15 protein-coding genes are annotated in these 13,951 nt (G+C 32.8%); 4 read left to right on the forward strand and 11 right to left on the reverse strand.

Going from position 1 to position 13,951, the window contains the following annotated elements; genetic code table 11:
• Positions 1-36: 36 nt before the first annotated feature.
• Positions 37-1,371, forward strand: coding sequence for a tRNA (N(6)-L-threonylcarbamoyladenosine(37)-C(2))-methylthiotransferase MtaB (gene mtaB, locus ACEN2I_RS00210; protein WP_441764108.1), 1,335 nt, complete (start codon positions 37-39; stop codon positions 1,369-1,371).
• 149 nt (positions 1,372-1,520) lie between these two features.
• Here the strand turns inward: mtaB and ACEN2I_RS00215 are convergent, their stop codons facing one another.
• From ACEN2I_RS00215 to ACEN2I_RS00260, 10 genes are all read right to left on the reverse strand, one after another.
• Entirely contained in the window at positions 1,521-2,030 is a 510-nt protein-coding gene (locus ACEN2I_RS00215) for a hypothetical protein (RefSeq protein ID WP_441764428.1), read from the reverse strand.
• A gap of 102 nt (positions 2,031-2,132) precedes the next feature.
• Complete coding sequence (locus ACEN2I_RS00220) at positions 2,133-2,849, reverse strand: 3-ketoacyl-ACP reductase (RefSeq protein WP_441764109.1); 717 nt, start codon at positions 2,847-2,849, stop codon at positions 2,133-2,135.
• 112 nt (positions 2,850-2,961) lie between these two features.
• Entirely contained in the window at positions 2,962-3,549 is a 588-nt protein-coding gene (locus ACEN2I_RS00225; RefSeq protein ID WP_441764110.1) for an LURP-one-related/scramblase family protein, read from the reverse strand.
• A gap of 91 nt (positions 3,550-3,640) precedes the next feature.
• Positions 3,641-5,803 (reverse strand): YfbK domain-containing protein, encoded by a 2,163-nt coding sequence (locus ACEN2I_RS00230; protein WP_441764111.1) that lies wholly within the window; start codon positions 5,801-5,803, stop codon positions 3,641-3,643.
• A gap of 36 nt (positions 5,804-5,839) precedes the next feature.
• On the reverse strand, positions 5,840-6,796 hold the full coding sequence (locus tag ACEN2I_RS00235; protein ID WP_441764112.1) for a hypothetical protein: 957 nt from the start codon (positions 6,794-6,796) through the stop codon (positions 5,840-5,842).
• 2 nt (positions 6,797-6,798) lie between these two features.
• Complete coding sequence (locus ACEN2I_RS00240; RefSeq protein ID WP_441764429.1) at positions 6,799-7,299, reverse strand: RNA polymerase sigma factor; 501 nt, start codon at positions 7,297-7,299, stop codon at positions 6,799-6,801.
• 164 nt (positions 7,300-7,463) lie between these two features.
• Positions 7,464-8,141: a CPBP family intramembrane glutamic endopeptidase gene (locus ACEN2I_RS00245; protein ID WP_441764113.1), complete on the reverse strand. Its 678-nt coding sequence runs from the start codon at positions 8,139-8,141 to the stop codon at positions 7,464-7,466.
• Positions 8,142-8,663 carry a hypothetical protein gene (locus ACEN2I_RS00250; RefSeq protein ID WP_441764114.1) on the reverse strand — a complete coding sequence of 174 codons (522 nt, stop codon included), beginning with the start codon at positions 8,661-8,663 and terminating at the stop codon, positions 8,142-8,144.
• A gap of 10 nt (positions 8,664-8,673) precedes the next feature.
• Complete coding sequence (locus ACEN2I_RS00255) at positions 8,674-9,510, reverse strand: DUF6929 family protein (RefSeq protein WP_441764115.1); 837 nt, start codon at positions 9,508-9,510, stop codon at positions 8,674-8,676.
• 10 nt (positions 9,511-9,520) lie between these two features.
• Entirely contained in the window at positions 9,521-10,024 is a 504-nt protein-coding gene (locus ACEN2I_RS00260; protein ID WP_441764116.1) for a hypothetical protein, read from the reverse strand.
• Between the two features lie 232 nt (positions 10,025-10,256).
• Between ACEN2I_RS00260 and ACEN2I_RS00265 the strand changes: the two genes are divergently transcribed.
• Positions 10,257-11,135, forward strand: a complete 879-nt coding sequence (locus ACEN2I_RS00265; protein ID WP_441764117.1) for a PPK2 family polyphosphate kinase — start codon at positions 10,257-10,259, stop codon at positions 11,133-11,135.
• A 114-nt stretch (positions 11,136-11,249) separates the two neighbouring features.
• Here the strand turns inward: ACEN2I_RS00265 and ACEN2I_RS00270 are convergent, their stop codons facing one another.
• On the reverse strand, positions 11,250-11,759 hold the full coding sequence (locus tag ACEN2I_RS00270) for a hypothetical protein (protein WP_441764118.1): 510 nt from the start codon (positions 11,757-11,759) through the stop codon (positions 11,250-11,252).
• A 336-nt stretch (positions 11,760-12,095) separates the two neighbouring features.
• On the opposite strand from ACEN2I_RS00270, the gene ACEN2I_RS00275 reads away from it, so the two are divergent.
• A complete protein-coding gene (locus ACEN2I_RS00275; protein ID WP_441764119.1) occupies positions 12,096-13,466 on the forward strand; it encodes an MATE family efflux transporter in 1,371 nt (456 codons plus the stop codon).
• Positions 13,467-13,514: 48 nt separating this feature from the next.
• Positions 13,515-13,856, forward strand: coding sequence for a lysozyme inhibitor LprI family protein (locus ACEN2I_RS00280; RefSeq protein WP_441764120.1), 342 nt, complete (start codon positions 13,515-13,517; stop codon positions 13,854-13,856).
• The last annotated feature ends 95 nt before the right edge of the window (positions 13,857-13,951 follow it).

Below are 13,951 nucleotides of genomic sequence, written 5' to 3' on the forward strand. Positions count from 1 at the left end.
TATAATATCTTACTACTTAAAATGTAGTGTATTCTCATGGAAAATAGAAAAAAAGTTGCTTTTTATACGCTTGGATGCAAACTGAACTTTTCAGAAACATCAACTATTGCCAGAAACTTTAATAATGAAGGTTTTGACAGAGTTGATTTTGAAGAAGTAGCAGACATATATGTTATTAATACCTGCTCTGTAACTGAAAATGCTGATAAGCAATTTAAACAGGTTGTTAAAAAAGCAATGAAACTCAATGAGAAGGCTTTTGTTGCTGCTGTTGGTTGTTATGCACAATTAAAACCTGAAGAATTAGCAGCTGTTGATGGTGTTGATTTGGTCTTAGGGGCTACTGAAAAATTCAAAATCACAGATTACATTCATGATTTAAGTAAAAATGATATGGGTGAGGTTCACTCTTGTGAAATTGCCGAAGCCGATTTTTATGTTGGAAGCTATTCTATTGGAGACAGAACCCGCGCTTTTTTAAAAGTTCAGGATGGTTGCGATTACAAATGTACCTATTGTACCATTCCATTAGCAAGGGGAATTTCAAGAAGTGATGCTTTAGAGAATGTGTTACAGAATGCAAAAGAAATCTCTGCTCAAAATATTAAAGAAATTGTTTTGACGGGAGTGAATATTGGTGATTACGGGAAAGGGGAATTCGGAAACAAAAAACACGAACACACTTTCCTGGATTTAGTTCAGGCTTTAGATAAAGTTGAAGGAATCGAGCGTTTAAGAATCTCATCGATTGAACCAAATTTATTAAAAAACGAAACAATTGAATTCGTTTCTAAAAGCCGCACTTTTGTACCTCATTTTCATATTCCGTTGCAATCCGGAAGCAATGCTATTTTAAAATTAATGAAACGCCGTTATTTACGTGAGGTGTATACAGAACGCGTGAATAAGATACGTGAACTAATGCCGCATGCTTGTATTGGTGTTGATGTTATTGTTGGTTTTCCAGGCGAAACAGATGAGCATTTTTTAGAAACGTACCATTTTCTAAATGAAATGGATATATCCTATTTACATGTATTTACTTATTCTGAAAGAGATAATACAGAAGCTGCTGATATGCCCGGTGTTGTTCCGGCGAATGTAAGAGCGAAAAGAAGTAAAATGCTGCGTGGCTTATCCGTTAAAAAACGCCGTGCTTTTTATGAAACCCAAATTGGAACAAACAGAACCGTTTTATTCGAAAGTGAAAATAAAGAAGGTTACATTCATGGTTTTACAGAAAATTACGTAAAAGTAAAAACACCATGGAATCCTGAATTAATTAATACTTTACAAGAAATCAACCTGACTAAAATTGATGAAGAAGGCAGTGTTCGTTTGGAGCTTTTAAACAAATTAGCTGAAGCTTAGTTTAAAAAATTCAGCAAATTAATATCATTGTCAGTTCGAGCGGAGTCGAGAACCTCATGAAAAGAAAGTATCTCGACTCCGCTGGATGTGACAAAACACAACAAAGCCCTTCTTGTTTTTGAAAGGGCTTTGTTGTATTTTATAAAATCTTATTTTTCGTTTTCTGCTGAAACCAATTTCAATGAATTAATATAATCTGAATCAAATTCGATAACTCTTATTTTTTCAGGATTGAAACTTAACTCTCCCCCAAAAGCACCTCTGATGTCCAGGAAATCAATAGTTAGTATTTCATCGTTTACCTCGATAAGTTTGCCTAAATAAACTGATTTTGCTGATTTTTTTACAATCTGAAAAATACCGTATTTAGTATTGACATAGTTCAGGATTGTATTCAGATCCTTAATCGGAATGATGTCTTCGGCATTTGTTTTTAAACCTTTCAGGCGAATCACTTTCTCATTAAATTCAAGCTCTTCGTCTCTTTCAATAGCTTCGATGTTTTTGTTTCTTAAAATTACAAAGCCGTCAATTATAAAATCAATAGGATTGTTTCTTAGTAAAATCCAATCATCAGAGTAATCAATTAGAAAACCGGTAAAGATTTCTTTTTTATCTGTAAATGCAATTGAAATCAATTGTCTTAAATATTGTTCCATCATTTTAGTTTTTGAAATTCCAATTCTTAAATCCAATTTCCAACTGCTTTTCGTTACTGTAAAAATTGGAATTTGGAATTTAAAATATTAGAATTTGTATTTTTAAGGATTAGTAGACCAGATACTGCTGTTTTTTATAAACACCCTGCGATTTAATTTGAGTTGTGCAATAATTAATTCGGCAATATCCTCAGACTGCATTACTCTTTCAGGATTACCGTCAGTAAGGTTTAAATCTTTTGCCATATCAGTTGCAACTGTACTTGGAGTTAAAGCTGTAACACGAATATTGTGTTTTCTCATCTCCTGCATTAAAGAATCGGTCAAGCCTAAAACGGCAAATTTTGAAGCACTGTAAGCACTTGTCATAGCATTTCCGTTTAATCCAGCAGTAGATGAAATATTGATGATGTCACCAGTTTGTCTTTCGATCATGTTAGGTAAAACGGCACGTGTTGTATAATAAGTTCCCATTAAATTTACCTGAATGATTTTCTCCCATTCGGCTGGTTCTAATTCCAGAAATTTTCCAAAAGAAGCAATTCCGGCATTATTGATTAAAATATCAATGGTTTTAAACTTTGATAATGCTGTTTCTACTGCTGCATTTATGGAATTAATATCTGAAACATCTGCAGTTAAGGCTAACGATTTAACTCCGAAGTTTTCAATTTTTACGGACAATTGTTCAACATCCAATTGCGTTCTTGAAATTAAGATTACGTTTACGCCTTCTTTTGCAAGAGCAATAGCAATAGCTTTTCCAATTCCTTTTCCGGCACCTGTAATTAAGGCATTTTTATTTTTTAAGTCTGACATGAGTGTATTTTTTAGAAATGCAAAAAGCATCAGTTGAGTTACACAAAAATACAGTTTTTGCTTCCTAAAATGATGCTTTTTTTATTTTCTTAATCTAAGTTTAACAACTTATTTATTCTTTTAAAACCATGTCAATGCACATAACTGCGGCAAGGATTAATTGTCTAAGCGGAGAGTCTGCTGCTACGGTCTCTTCAATTTGAAGAACATAATTATCTGCACTGGTAAAAAACTCTTTACCTAACCCTGCCCATTTTTTATTTACTTGCGCGAGCTGTTTGTTTTCATGAGTGAATTTAAAATCCCAACCAGTCCATTTTCCTTGTAACGTACAAACTGGTTTTTCATTTTTATCCAATACTTCAAATTTTCCTCCAAAAGAAAAGAACTTTTGTTTGAAAGTTCCAACCAAACGATCTCTCTCATCAAAAACTTCCACAGTAGAACGAAAAAAGGCTACACCACGTTTTACTGAAATCAATTTTTCACCCGAAGCAGTAGTGATTTCGACGTTAAAAGGTGTCATTCTTTTGTAATCTGTAAAACGTAATATTTTAGTAAAAATCCCTAAACTATTTTCTCTGCAATTCATGATGATCTGATTATTCGCAGGATCATAAATATCATAATTGTTAGCAGCTTTAAACATTCCAACGTGTTCTTTTACAAGAAATAAATTCTGATTTAAAATTGGGTTCATTAAATTTTGTTTGAAATTGATTTGTAAATAAATATATTGACTTCCTTAATGACAGGATTTCAAAAGGAAGTCAAATGTAATAAAATATCTATTAATAAATCTTGATCTCAGATTCAACAAGACGAATTAATTCAGCTTTATATCCGTCAACGTCGTTAGTTAATCCTTGTTTGGCTAATTTTAAAATGTTTTCATATGATTTGTTGGAGATGAGTTTTGAATCTCTCAATTTTAAACCAAACCAGGCAACTGCTGTACTGAATTTAAAATCATCAGTTGATTTACCTAAAGGAACCGATTTATTTTCAATCACTTTTACCATTTCGATGCTCTTATCGCCATCCGGTTTTTTGTAACGGAATTTTACTGTTGCCAATTCATTGCTGTAATTGCTTGAAGCAGTTTCAGTTTTTGTATATTTTAAATCGTCAGGCTTTTGGTTTAGATAATCGCTTTCAATTCCGGATGGAATAATTTCATACAAAGCCGTAACCGTATGATTACTTCCTAATTCTCCGGCATCAATTGCATCATTTTTAAAATCTTCCGGACGTAATTTTCTGTTCTCGTAACCAATTAGACGATAGGCCTGAACTTGTTTTGGGTTAAACTCAATCTGAATTTTTACATCTTTCGCAATCGCAAACATCGAACCTTTAAATTCTTTTCCTAAAAAACGATTCGCTTCCTGAATATTATCGATATAAGCATAGTTTCCGTTTCCTTTATCAGCCAGCGTTTCCATTTTACTGTCTTTGTAATTTCCCATTCCATAACCCAGACAAGTAAGGAAAACTCCGGTTTTTCTTTTCTCTTCAATCAATTTTTCCATTTCGGAATTAGAAGTACTGCCTACATTAAAATCACCATCTGTTGCCAGAATTACTCGATTATTTCCGTTTTTAATAAAATTTTCCTCAGCAATTTTATAAGCTAAATTAATTCCGGCTCCTCCGGCTGTGCTTCCTCCGGCGTTTAGATTTTCTAAAGCATCAATGATTGTTTTTTTCTCGTCTCCAGATGTTGGTGACAAAACCATTCCTGCAGCGCCTGCATATACGACAATCGCCACTTTGTCTTTTTTGCGTAATTCATTTACCAATATTTTCATCGATTGTTTTAATAATGGTAATTTGTTAGCATTACTCATCGAACCTGAAACATCTATCAGAAAAACTAAATTAGAAGCGGGTAAATCTTCAGTTGGGATATTTTTTCCCTGTAAGCCTATTTTCAGGATATGGTTTTTACTATTCCAGGGTGAATCACTTAATTCGGTATTGATAGAAAAAGGATGTTGGTCTTTTGGCTGTGGATAATTGTATTTAAAGAAATTTACCATTTCCTCCACACGCACTGCATCTTTTGGAACCGCTTGTCCATTATTGATAAAACGTCTTACGTTGGTGTAAGAAGCATTGTCAACATCAATAGAAAAAGTTGAAAGCGGAGCCGTTTTCGGGCTTTCGAAAGCATTTTCAACAAAAGAGTCATAATCTTCCTGATTAGATTCAACAGGTTGTGCTGTATTTAAATTTTTGAGTTTTTTATCAAGTTCTTTCTCGGTAAGATTTTTGTAGATTTCGTTTTTTGAAGTTACAATTACAACTCCATTTGCAGCGCGACCGCCATAAAGTGATGTGGCTGCACTATCTTTTAAAATAGAGACTTCTTGAATGTCATTCGGATTAATTTTAGCAATTTGATCTGCTTTTGCAAGAACACCGTCAATGACATACAAAGGTTCATTTTTAGAGGAAAGCGATTGAGTTCCTCGAATAACAACTTTTGGGCTGGCCATGTAGGACGTATTTTGCGAAATCTGTACACCAGCAACTCTTCCTGAAAGCATTTCCGAGTTCAATTTTTTATCTTTTCTTTTTGAAGTACTATAACTATTGTTTTCATATTCATTAGAGCTGGTCCCATACCCCACAACAACGACTTCCTGTAAAGATTGAGATTGAGGCAGCAGTTTGATGTTAATTGTATTTGAGCTTTCTACTTTTTGTCTTTGAGATTTATAGCCAATATAATCAAAAACCAGAAGATCTCCTTTTTGTGCCTGAATAGTGTATGCTCCATTAAAATTTGTTATGGCAGTTTTCTTTGTGTTTTGATTTGTAATGTTAACACCAGGAAGCGGTAATTTGCTTTCGTCTGAAACGATTCCTGTAATGGTTTTTTCCTGTGCGAATGTTACGAAACATATAAGCATAGAAAGGGCTAATGAAATAAGTTTTACGTTTTTCATGCTAGTAAATTTTAAAAATTAATGTTTAGGTTTTAGCTATTTCTGAGTAGCTGGTTTTCCGTTTTTAGTAGTGATAATGACAACTCCTTTTTTTCCTTTTTCACCATATTTTGAGATTGCTTCCAGATCTTGGAGTATGGTAATGCTTTTAATTTCTTGTTTATTTAATGGTGCATAAGGGCTTGTTGGATTATTGCCAAACAAATCATTTTCAGAATAATAAATACCGTCAATAATATATAAAGGTTCATCTAATATAACCAGAGATTCTACATTTTCGGGACTTAAATTAGGAAGTTCATCCTGCATCATTTTATCTCTTTTTTCATCATTGCTGTGGGAGATTGCATTTCCGTTAAGGACAATCAAAGGAGCTGATTTTTTAGCTTTTAGCTCTTGTTTGTCGGCAAAGGCAACTTTAGCAGATTCTTTTCGTGCAGCATTTGAATACGCAAAACTTTGGTCAGCTTTGTCTGTTTCAGCAAAATCTTCGTCTTTTGAATATTCTTCTTCGGCTTGTATTGGAGCTATTGTTTCACTGGCAGCTGTTGTAGTTGGGGTTGTTATTGCAATTTCGTTCAAAGAACTTTTTGTTTCATTTACCGCTACATTTTGCTGTTTTTGAATTTGTTTGTCCAGAATTTTAACTGCATCTTCTTTAGGAAGTATTTCAGAATTTTGGACAGCGACACCATCTTTTTCTACAACGGCATTCTGAATTCGTTTTTCTACAGAATCCGTAACAACAACCTGATGATTTTGAATTTCTTTGGTTTTATCTGATTTTAAAAACGGAGATCCTAGAGATATTAATAATAGAAGAGAAGCTGCAATGGCTATTTTTTTCCATAATGAAATGGTTTTTTTGTCTTGTTTCTTGTCTAACTTATTTTCAACACGAGACCAGACCTTTTCCATTCCCGAAAAATCCTTTTGTTCCGAGTTTTGTGAGGCTTCTTTAAACTTATCGAATATTTTATCTTGATTGTCCATGACTATTTTGCTTTTTGATAATACAATTTATTTACTAATTCCTTCAGTTTGGTTTTAGCCGCATTCAATTGTGATTTTGAAGTGCCTTCTGAAATGTTGAGCATTCCGGCTATTTCCTTATGCGCAAAACCTTCTATGACAAAAAGGTTGAAAACAGTTTTGCAGCCGTCCGGAATATGATTTAGTAAATTGAGTAAATCTTCTTCTTCTAGAGCATTAATTTCGTCTGTAAAAGGCTGAGAAAGTAATTTGACATCATGCAGATACATATTAAAATTAGTATGCTTCTTAATTGTTGCTAAACAGTGATTGACGGTTATTTTTCGCGCCCAGGCTTCAAAAGCTTTATCTTCTTTAAGCTGATCCAGTTTTGTGAAGACAGTAAAAAAAGAATCAGCCAGAGCTTCTTCAATTTCCTCTTCTTTCTTTAGATATCGTTTACAAACGCGATACAATTTTGGAGCCATATACTCATACACCTGACGCTGGGCATCGCGGTGCATTTTTTTACAGTTGGAAATGATGGTTTCGTTTATCACAATGGTTGTCTTTATACTAAAGAGAGGCTAAAAGATAAAAAGGTTGGGAAGGCGATGAAATAAATGTAAAAATAAATTAAATTTTTTTGTAAGTTATTGTTATTGTGTGTTTTGTTTTGATTTTAAATTTATTTCGTTTTTAGAATCAAAAGAAATAAGTCCCATAAAAAATGACAGATAATCACAATTTTAATGTTTCTGTATTTTTCATATTGCAGCGCAAAGACCAATCCGATAACGATTGGACCAATAACATTTACCAAAGTACCATAACCGTAATGCATGAATCCAAAAACAAGACTTGAAATAATGATAGCCCGCTTTTGATTTTTTAGCAATACTTCTAATCTTGGGAACAGATAACCTCTAAAAATTAATTCTTCGGTAATACCAGCGGTTACGCAAGTAAAAAAAAGCAATACATAACTCTTTTTAAAAAGTTCCAAAGCTTTATTTAATACGGTACTTTCTGAAGTCATTTTAAATAACATAAATAAAAGACCTGTTAAGAAAACAGCCAGGAATAATTTTAAGAATGTTTTGAATATTGCTGCAGCTAAAAAAGAAAATGGATATCCAGTTTCTTTCCAAAGTAGAAAAGGCTGTTTCTCTATTTTAAAGGAATAAAGGAATAAGAGGAGTAATGAAACCCAAATTGCAAATCTCGAAATGTAGAATTGAGTTTCTTTACTAAAACCTAAATCTTTGAATATTAAATAAGAACAAATAGCCAGAAAAGGGAGAAGTCCGGAAAGTATAATGCCGCCAATTAATACTGTTTTTTTTGAATAGGTACTGTTTAGCATTTATTTAGTTTGTAGGTTTTGATTATTGTTATACCATTTTTCTATTTTCTTTGTTGTCTCTTCATTTGTTTTAGGATTACTATTTAATCCTAAATTTATTTTGGTGTGAGAAATATAAGAGTTTAGAAAAATTATAGCAAAACCACCTATTTCAGCATTTTCATCTGAAATAGTTGAAGAGAAAAAACTCATATATCCACAACATTTTTCTTTTGAATACATAATTGAAATTAAATATTGGAGATCTTTGGGTTTTACCCAGTCATTAGGGAAATCTCCTATCATTGTGACGAAATTCAATGGAGAGTCTTCTTTATATTTCTCAGCGAGGAGTGTTATAAATGATTTTGGGTCTAAATCTTTTGCATGTATAGTTTTGGAATATTCTTTTTGTATTAAATTTTCTATACTTGTAAATTCTAAGTTATCTTTTTGTGCATTGTTTATTTTGAAGTAACAAAACAGATAACCGCCAATTGAAATAATGAAAATTATTATTAGTGAGAGAATTATTTTTTTCATAGAAATAGTACTACTTAACCGGCAAACTCAATTTAAAAATCTTCGTTTCCAAAAGTTCCGTATCATTATCTTCGCAAAGCAGAAACTCGATTTTGTCATTTGTTTTCTGATAGAAAGTCAAACCTTCGAATTTATTTGTGGAAGTGATTTTTTGGGTAAAATCGATTTTCATGGTTTTGAGATCTATTCTTCCTATGAAACTTCCCAGTACTTCACCGTCATCGTAAGTTGATTGAGTATCTTCGGCAGTAGCGAGGAAATAGATTTTATCTTCGACCAAAACAGCATCGGTAAAACTAGAGCGGACGCCTTTTATTTTGGGCAATTTATAATTCGTTGCCACCAAAGCAAATTCTTCACCCAGACTTTTAGCATGAATAGTAAAAATGGTGTTTTTGTTGGAAATACCATTACCACGATTGAATAAATACCAGTTTTCGCCATCAAAAATAGCGCCTTCCAGATTGAAATCTTCCGGTTTTATTTCGCCGAAACTTTGCATCAAAGCATATAAATCGACCAGATTGTTTTTTTGTAAAATGGTTTTGCTTTTAAGATCGAAGGCAATCATTTTGTTTCGGTTTTCGGTAGAACCGGAACCAAAAACATACAAAGTATCGTTGTGTTGCGTGATAGATTCGAAATCCGGCTTTATACTTTTTGGAATATTTTGAGACGGATTGTCAATTAAAGGATGTTGATTCAATTGCTGATTCTGCATGTTGTATTCGTATAAAAACCCGCTGTTATCGCTGATGATATAAAGGGAGTTGTTATTGAAGAATAATCCGGATGCCGAACCGATTCCGATGATTTGAAATAATATTTCTAGTGTGAACTTTTCCATGAATTTTGTTTTAGAATTCCTCTTTTAACAGATATGTTTTAGTTTGGTTTTTATTGATTAATTTTTTAGTCTGTTCATTGATAATGTCCTTAATTTTTTCTAACGATTTAGAAGAGAGACACTCCGCAATACTAATATATACTAAATGATTGTCATCAGTTAAATTTTGGTTTTTCTCATCGGCATCATATGAACTATCCATTCCGCTAGTCAGATAAATTGGGGTACCTTGATCATAAAGAAGAACAGAAATTTCAATAGCTCTTTTTGAAATTGCCTCCTGAATAGTTCTTTCATCTTTTGCATATTCAAACCCCATAATACATTCTAATAGACTACAAAAAGATATAATTTTTAAAGGTATATGATTTTCTATTTCTGGAATTGCTTTTAGGCTCTCAAAGCATTTACTGTAAATTTTATGTTGAATTTTCTGTTCAGAATCTTCATTTATATCTTGACAAAAAGTTTGGTTTAAACTAAAGAAGAATAGAAGTAAAAATATTTTTTTCATTATGACTTGAACTATGAAATAGAATAAATGTTCTTTTGAAAACTAAAATATAGCCCTGATAGCAATGAAAATGCTTTGAGAACAAATTGTATTTTTCCTGGCAGAACAAAGCGGCCAGCGGAAGCTCTTGTTATGGTATAGGAAAAAACAATTTATTGAAAAAGTATTGCAATGAATAGCAGGAATATGCTTCGTAAAAATAGTATATTTACTGGTATAAAAACTTAGAAATATGAAATCAATAGATCCAAAAAATTTTAAAGTTACAGATAAAATAAAATTATCCAAGATTCCGACTTTGCTGGATATTGATGCTGACTCTGACGAAAAAGAAGCTAAACTGGATAAAGTTCAAAAGAAACTGAGTGATTTGCAGGACGTGATGTATGCGTACAATAAATATTCTGTTTTGATTTGTCTGCAAGGGATGGATACATCTGGGAAGGACAGTTTGATTAGGGAAGTTTTTAAAGAATTTAATCCGCGTGGAGTAGAGGTATATAGTTTTAAAACGCCAAATTCAAGCGAATTGGAACATGATTATTTGTGGCGACATTATATCGCTTTGCCGGAAAAAGGGAAGTTTGCGATTTTTAACCGCACACATTACGAGAATGTTTTGGTGACGCGCGTGCATCCTGAATATATTTTGGCTGAAAATTTACCGGGAATTGATTCGGTTGAAGATATTACACCGAAGTTCTGGAAAAAAAGAATCAAACAAATCAATAATTTTGAAAAGCATATTACAGAAAACGGAACCATTGTCATGAAATTTTTCCTGCATTTGAGTAAAGAAGAGCAAAGACAGCGTTTATTGCGACGTTTGGAAGAAGAGAAACACAATTGGAAATTTTCGCCAGGTGATTTAAAAGAACGCGAACACTGGGATGAATATCAGGAATATTATGAGGAAGCAATAAATAAAACGTCCACAGATCATGCACCATGGTATATTGTTCCTGCAGATGATAAAGATATGGCGCGTTATATTGTAGCAAAGATTATCTGGGAAGAAATGCAAAAATATCCTGATATCAAAGAGCCGGAATTAGATGATAAAACTAAAGCTAACATTGAAATGTACAAGAAAGAGCTAGGGGAAAATTAAATAATATTGCTTTGTTCTATTTTCTTCACTAGTAAATAAAAAACTAAACCCGACAGATTTATAAAAATCCATCGGGTTTTACCAAAAAAAAAATAAAAATAACTTGATTTACTTTTACAATTCGAAGCCATACGCTAAACGAAGCGCTATTTGGTTGGTATCGAATTTATCATAATCTTCATATCGTAAACTGATGTCAATATGTTTGGTAGCATATCCAATACTTGGAGCCCATAAAAACGTAGTATCATTATAACCATTAGTTACTGCAAAGCCAGCACCAACTTCTCCCATGACATAAAACTGATCTTCCCAAACAAAAGCTTTGAATCCGGCTTTTGCAGGAATAAATCCTAAATCAGGAATGTCATCTCCAACAAATAAATTAGTGAAACCAGTTGTTAGTGTTATAGAGGTTCTTTTAGATAAATCATACTGAAGTCTTACATCACCGCCAAGAGCCCAGTCGTAGTCATCTCCATCAGTCGGAATTCCGCCACTTACACCAAATCCTAATTTGAATTTTTGATCGTAATTAGATGTTGTTTGTGCAGATGCAGTTGTTGAGAAAATCATTGCAAATGCTGCGAAAAAAAGAATTCTGATATTTTTTAAATTTTTCATGCGTGTTTTTTTAAAATTACTATGTGGTAAAGGTACTTTTGACATACAGCCGTGCTGTTATATAATTTTTCGGAATCGTTACATAATGCAAAGATTTAATAAATATTTTAGAATAGAAAAACGTTGTCAACCCTTTATTTTAAAGGCTTTTTATGTAAATATTTAAAAGGTTTTTTGAACTTTGAGTCCAGCGAAATATGCTGTTTTATACTGGTAATCAGCTTGCTGTGATTCTGTCTTTTTTATTATTATGAGATGAATCAAATGATTAAAAAATCAATATTTCTAAAGAATCCAAAGCATCTGATTATCTTTGCCGACTAAAAAGGATAAAAAGTGAATTTGAAGCAGTACACAAAAGAGTTTTCATATAATTTAAGACTAGCGTATCCTGTAATTTTAGGAATGGTTGGCCATACCTTAATAGGCATAGTCGATAATGTAATGGTTGGTAAATTAGGAAGTACTGAACTGGCAGCAGTTTCTTTGGGAAACAGTATGATTTTTATAGCAATGTCGCTGGGAATAGGCTTTTCTACCGCTATTACTCCAATTGTAGCTGAAGGCGATGCCGAGAAAAATGATTCTAAAGTTCGTTCGGCTTTTCATCATGGTTTATTTTTATGTACCATTTTAGGACTATTCCTTTTTGGAGTGATTGTTCTGGCAAAGCCAATAATGGAATTACTGCACCAGCCAGCAGAGGTAATTGCACTTGCAAAACCGTATCTTGACTGGGTTGCTTTTTCATTGATTCCGTTAATTATGTATCAGGGATACAAACAATTTGCTGACGGAATGTCAATGACCAAATATTCGATGTATGCCATGATTATGGCAAATGTGCTGCATGTAGGAATTAATTATATGTTGATTTATGGTGTATGGATTTTTCCTAAAATGGGAATTGTTGGTGCTGCTTTAGGAACTGTAATTTCAAGAATATTTCTGGTTATGTTTATGCATATTATGCTGTCAAGGAGAAATGATTTAAAACGATTTTTTAAAGATTTCAGCTTTGACGAAATTAAAAAAGAAACCATAAAAAAAATAATAAGCATTGGTTTTCCATCTGCTATGCAAATGCTTTTTGAAGTTGTATTGTTTACAGCATCAATCTGGCTTTGCGGAAATATAGGAAAAACGAGTCAGGCGGCCAATCAAATTGCATTAAGTCTGGCTTCAATGACTTTTATGTTCGCGATGGGATTAAGCGTTACCTCAATGATCAGAGTTAGTAATCAAAGAGGATTGCAGGATTTTAAAAAACTAGTTGTTGTAGCGCGTTCTATTTTTTTATTGGCCATTATAATCGAAACTGTTTTTGCCATTTTGTTTGTTGTTTTTCATAATTACCTGCCTCATATCTTTTTAAACATGGAAAATGGAGGACAGCTTCTTGATAATAATGAAGTGATAAGTATAGCATCAAAATTACTTTTGGTAGCCGCTATTTTTCAAATTTCTGATGGAATACAGGTGGTAGTTTTAGGAGCTTTGCGTGGTTTGCAGGATGTAAAAGTACCTATGTATATTACGTTTGTTGCGTATTGGGTTATTGGTTTTCCAATTTCGTACTATTTAGGAGAATACACTTCCTGGAAAGCCGAAGGTGTCTGGATTGGACTTTTGGCCGGACTAACTTCTGCAGCAGTATTTTTGTATATTCGCTTTCATTATCTAACCAATAAATTAATCAATAATTAAGTTTCAAATATCTAAATTTGATTCTCGAAATTTTATTTTTGAATCCTAATGAAAAAAATAATCTGTGTACTGTTTTTGCTTTTTAGTATAATGTCCTTTTCCCAATCTGTTACCGGAGAAGATGAACTTTATGACGTATATGAAAAGGCAGATAAAGAATTGAACACTGTATATAATAAACTAAAAAAAGGACTCACAGAAAAGGATAAGAAGAATCTAATTGATGCTCAAAAAGCCTGGATGAATTTTAGGGATCTGAATTGCAAATTTAAAAGTCAGGACCCGGGGGATGGTGGTGGACCATATACGAACAAAATGAAAATAGATTGTTTGACTCAAACTACAATAGCAAGAACAAAAGAATTAAAAAATTTAATTGGTGGAATATGATAACATTCCGCAAATGCTAAGGAACATATGAGATTTCACAATAATACGTTTTTGATCTGTAAAATCTAAAAATAACAAAATAGCCTTTGGGCAAT

It is taken from the genome of Flavobacterium sp. W22_SRS_FK3 (assembly GCF_052113665.1).
Classification (GTDB): Bacteria; Bacteroidota; Bacteroidia; order Flavobacteriales; family Flavobacteriaceae; genus Flavobacterium.

Bases quoted from the DNA above. Each gene is read 5' to 3' on its own strand.
- ACEN2I_RS00230 (WP_441764111.1), bottom strand. From the start codon at position 5,803: ATGAAAAACGTAAAACTTATTTCATTAGCCCTTTCTATGCTTATATGT.
- ACEN2I_RS00270 (WP_441764118.1), bottom strand. From the start codon at position 11,759: ATGAAAAATTTAAAAAATATCAGAATTCTTTTTTTCGCAGCATTTGCA.
- mtaB (WP_441764108.1), top strand. From the start codon at position 37: ATGGAAAATAGAAAAAAAGTTGCTTTTTATACGCTTGGATGCAAACTG.
- ACEN2I_RS00225 (WP_441764110.1), bottom strand. From the start codon at position 3,549: ATGAACCCAATTTTAAATCAGAATTTATTTCTTGTAAAAGAACACGTT.
- ACEN2I_RS00245 (WP_441764113.1), bottom strand. From the start codon at position 8,141: ATGCTAAACAGTACCTATTCAAAAAAAACAGTATTAATTGGCGGCATT.
- ACEN2I_RS00265 (WP_441764117.1), top strand. From the start codon at position 10,257: ATGAAATCAATAGATCCAAAAAATTTTAAAGTTACAGATAAAATAAAA.
- ACEN2I_RS00240 (WP_441764429.1), bottom strand. From the start codon at position 7,299: ATGCACCGCGATGCCCAGCGTCAGGTGTATGAGTATATGGCTCCAAAA.
- ACEN2I_RS00250 (WP_441764114.1), bottom strand. From the start codon at position 8,663: ATGAAAAAAATAATTCTCTCACTAATAATAATTTTCATTATTTCAATT.
- ACEN2I_RS00280 (WP_441764120.1), top strand. From the start codon at position 13,515: ATGAAAAAAATAATCTGTGTACTGTTTTTGCTTTTTAGTATAATGTCC.
- ACEN2I_RS00255 (WP_441764115.1), bottom strand. From the start codon at position 9,510: ATGGAAAAGTTCACACTAGAAATATTATTTCAAATCATCGGAATCGGT.
- ACEN2I_RS00220 (WP_441764109.1), bottom strand. From the start codon at position 2,849: ATGTCAGACTTAAAAAATAAAAATGCCTTAATTACAGGTGCCGGAAAA.
- ACEN2I_RS00260 (WP_441764116.1), bottom strand. From the start codon at position 10,024: ATGAAAAAAATATTTTTACTTCTATTCTTCTTTAGTTTAAACCAAACT.
- ACEN2I_RS00215 (WP_441764428.1), bottom strand. From the start codon at position 2,030: ATGGAACAATATTTAAGACAATTGATTTCAATTGCATTTACAGATAAA.
- ACEN2I_RS00235 (WP_441764112.1), bottom strand. From the start codon at position 6,796: ATGGACAATCAAGATAAAATATTCGATAAGTTTAAAGAAGCCTCACAA.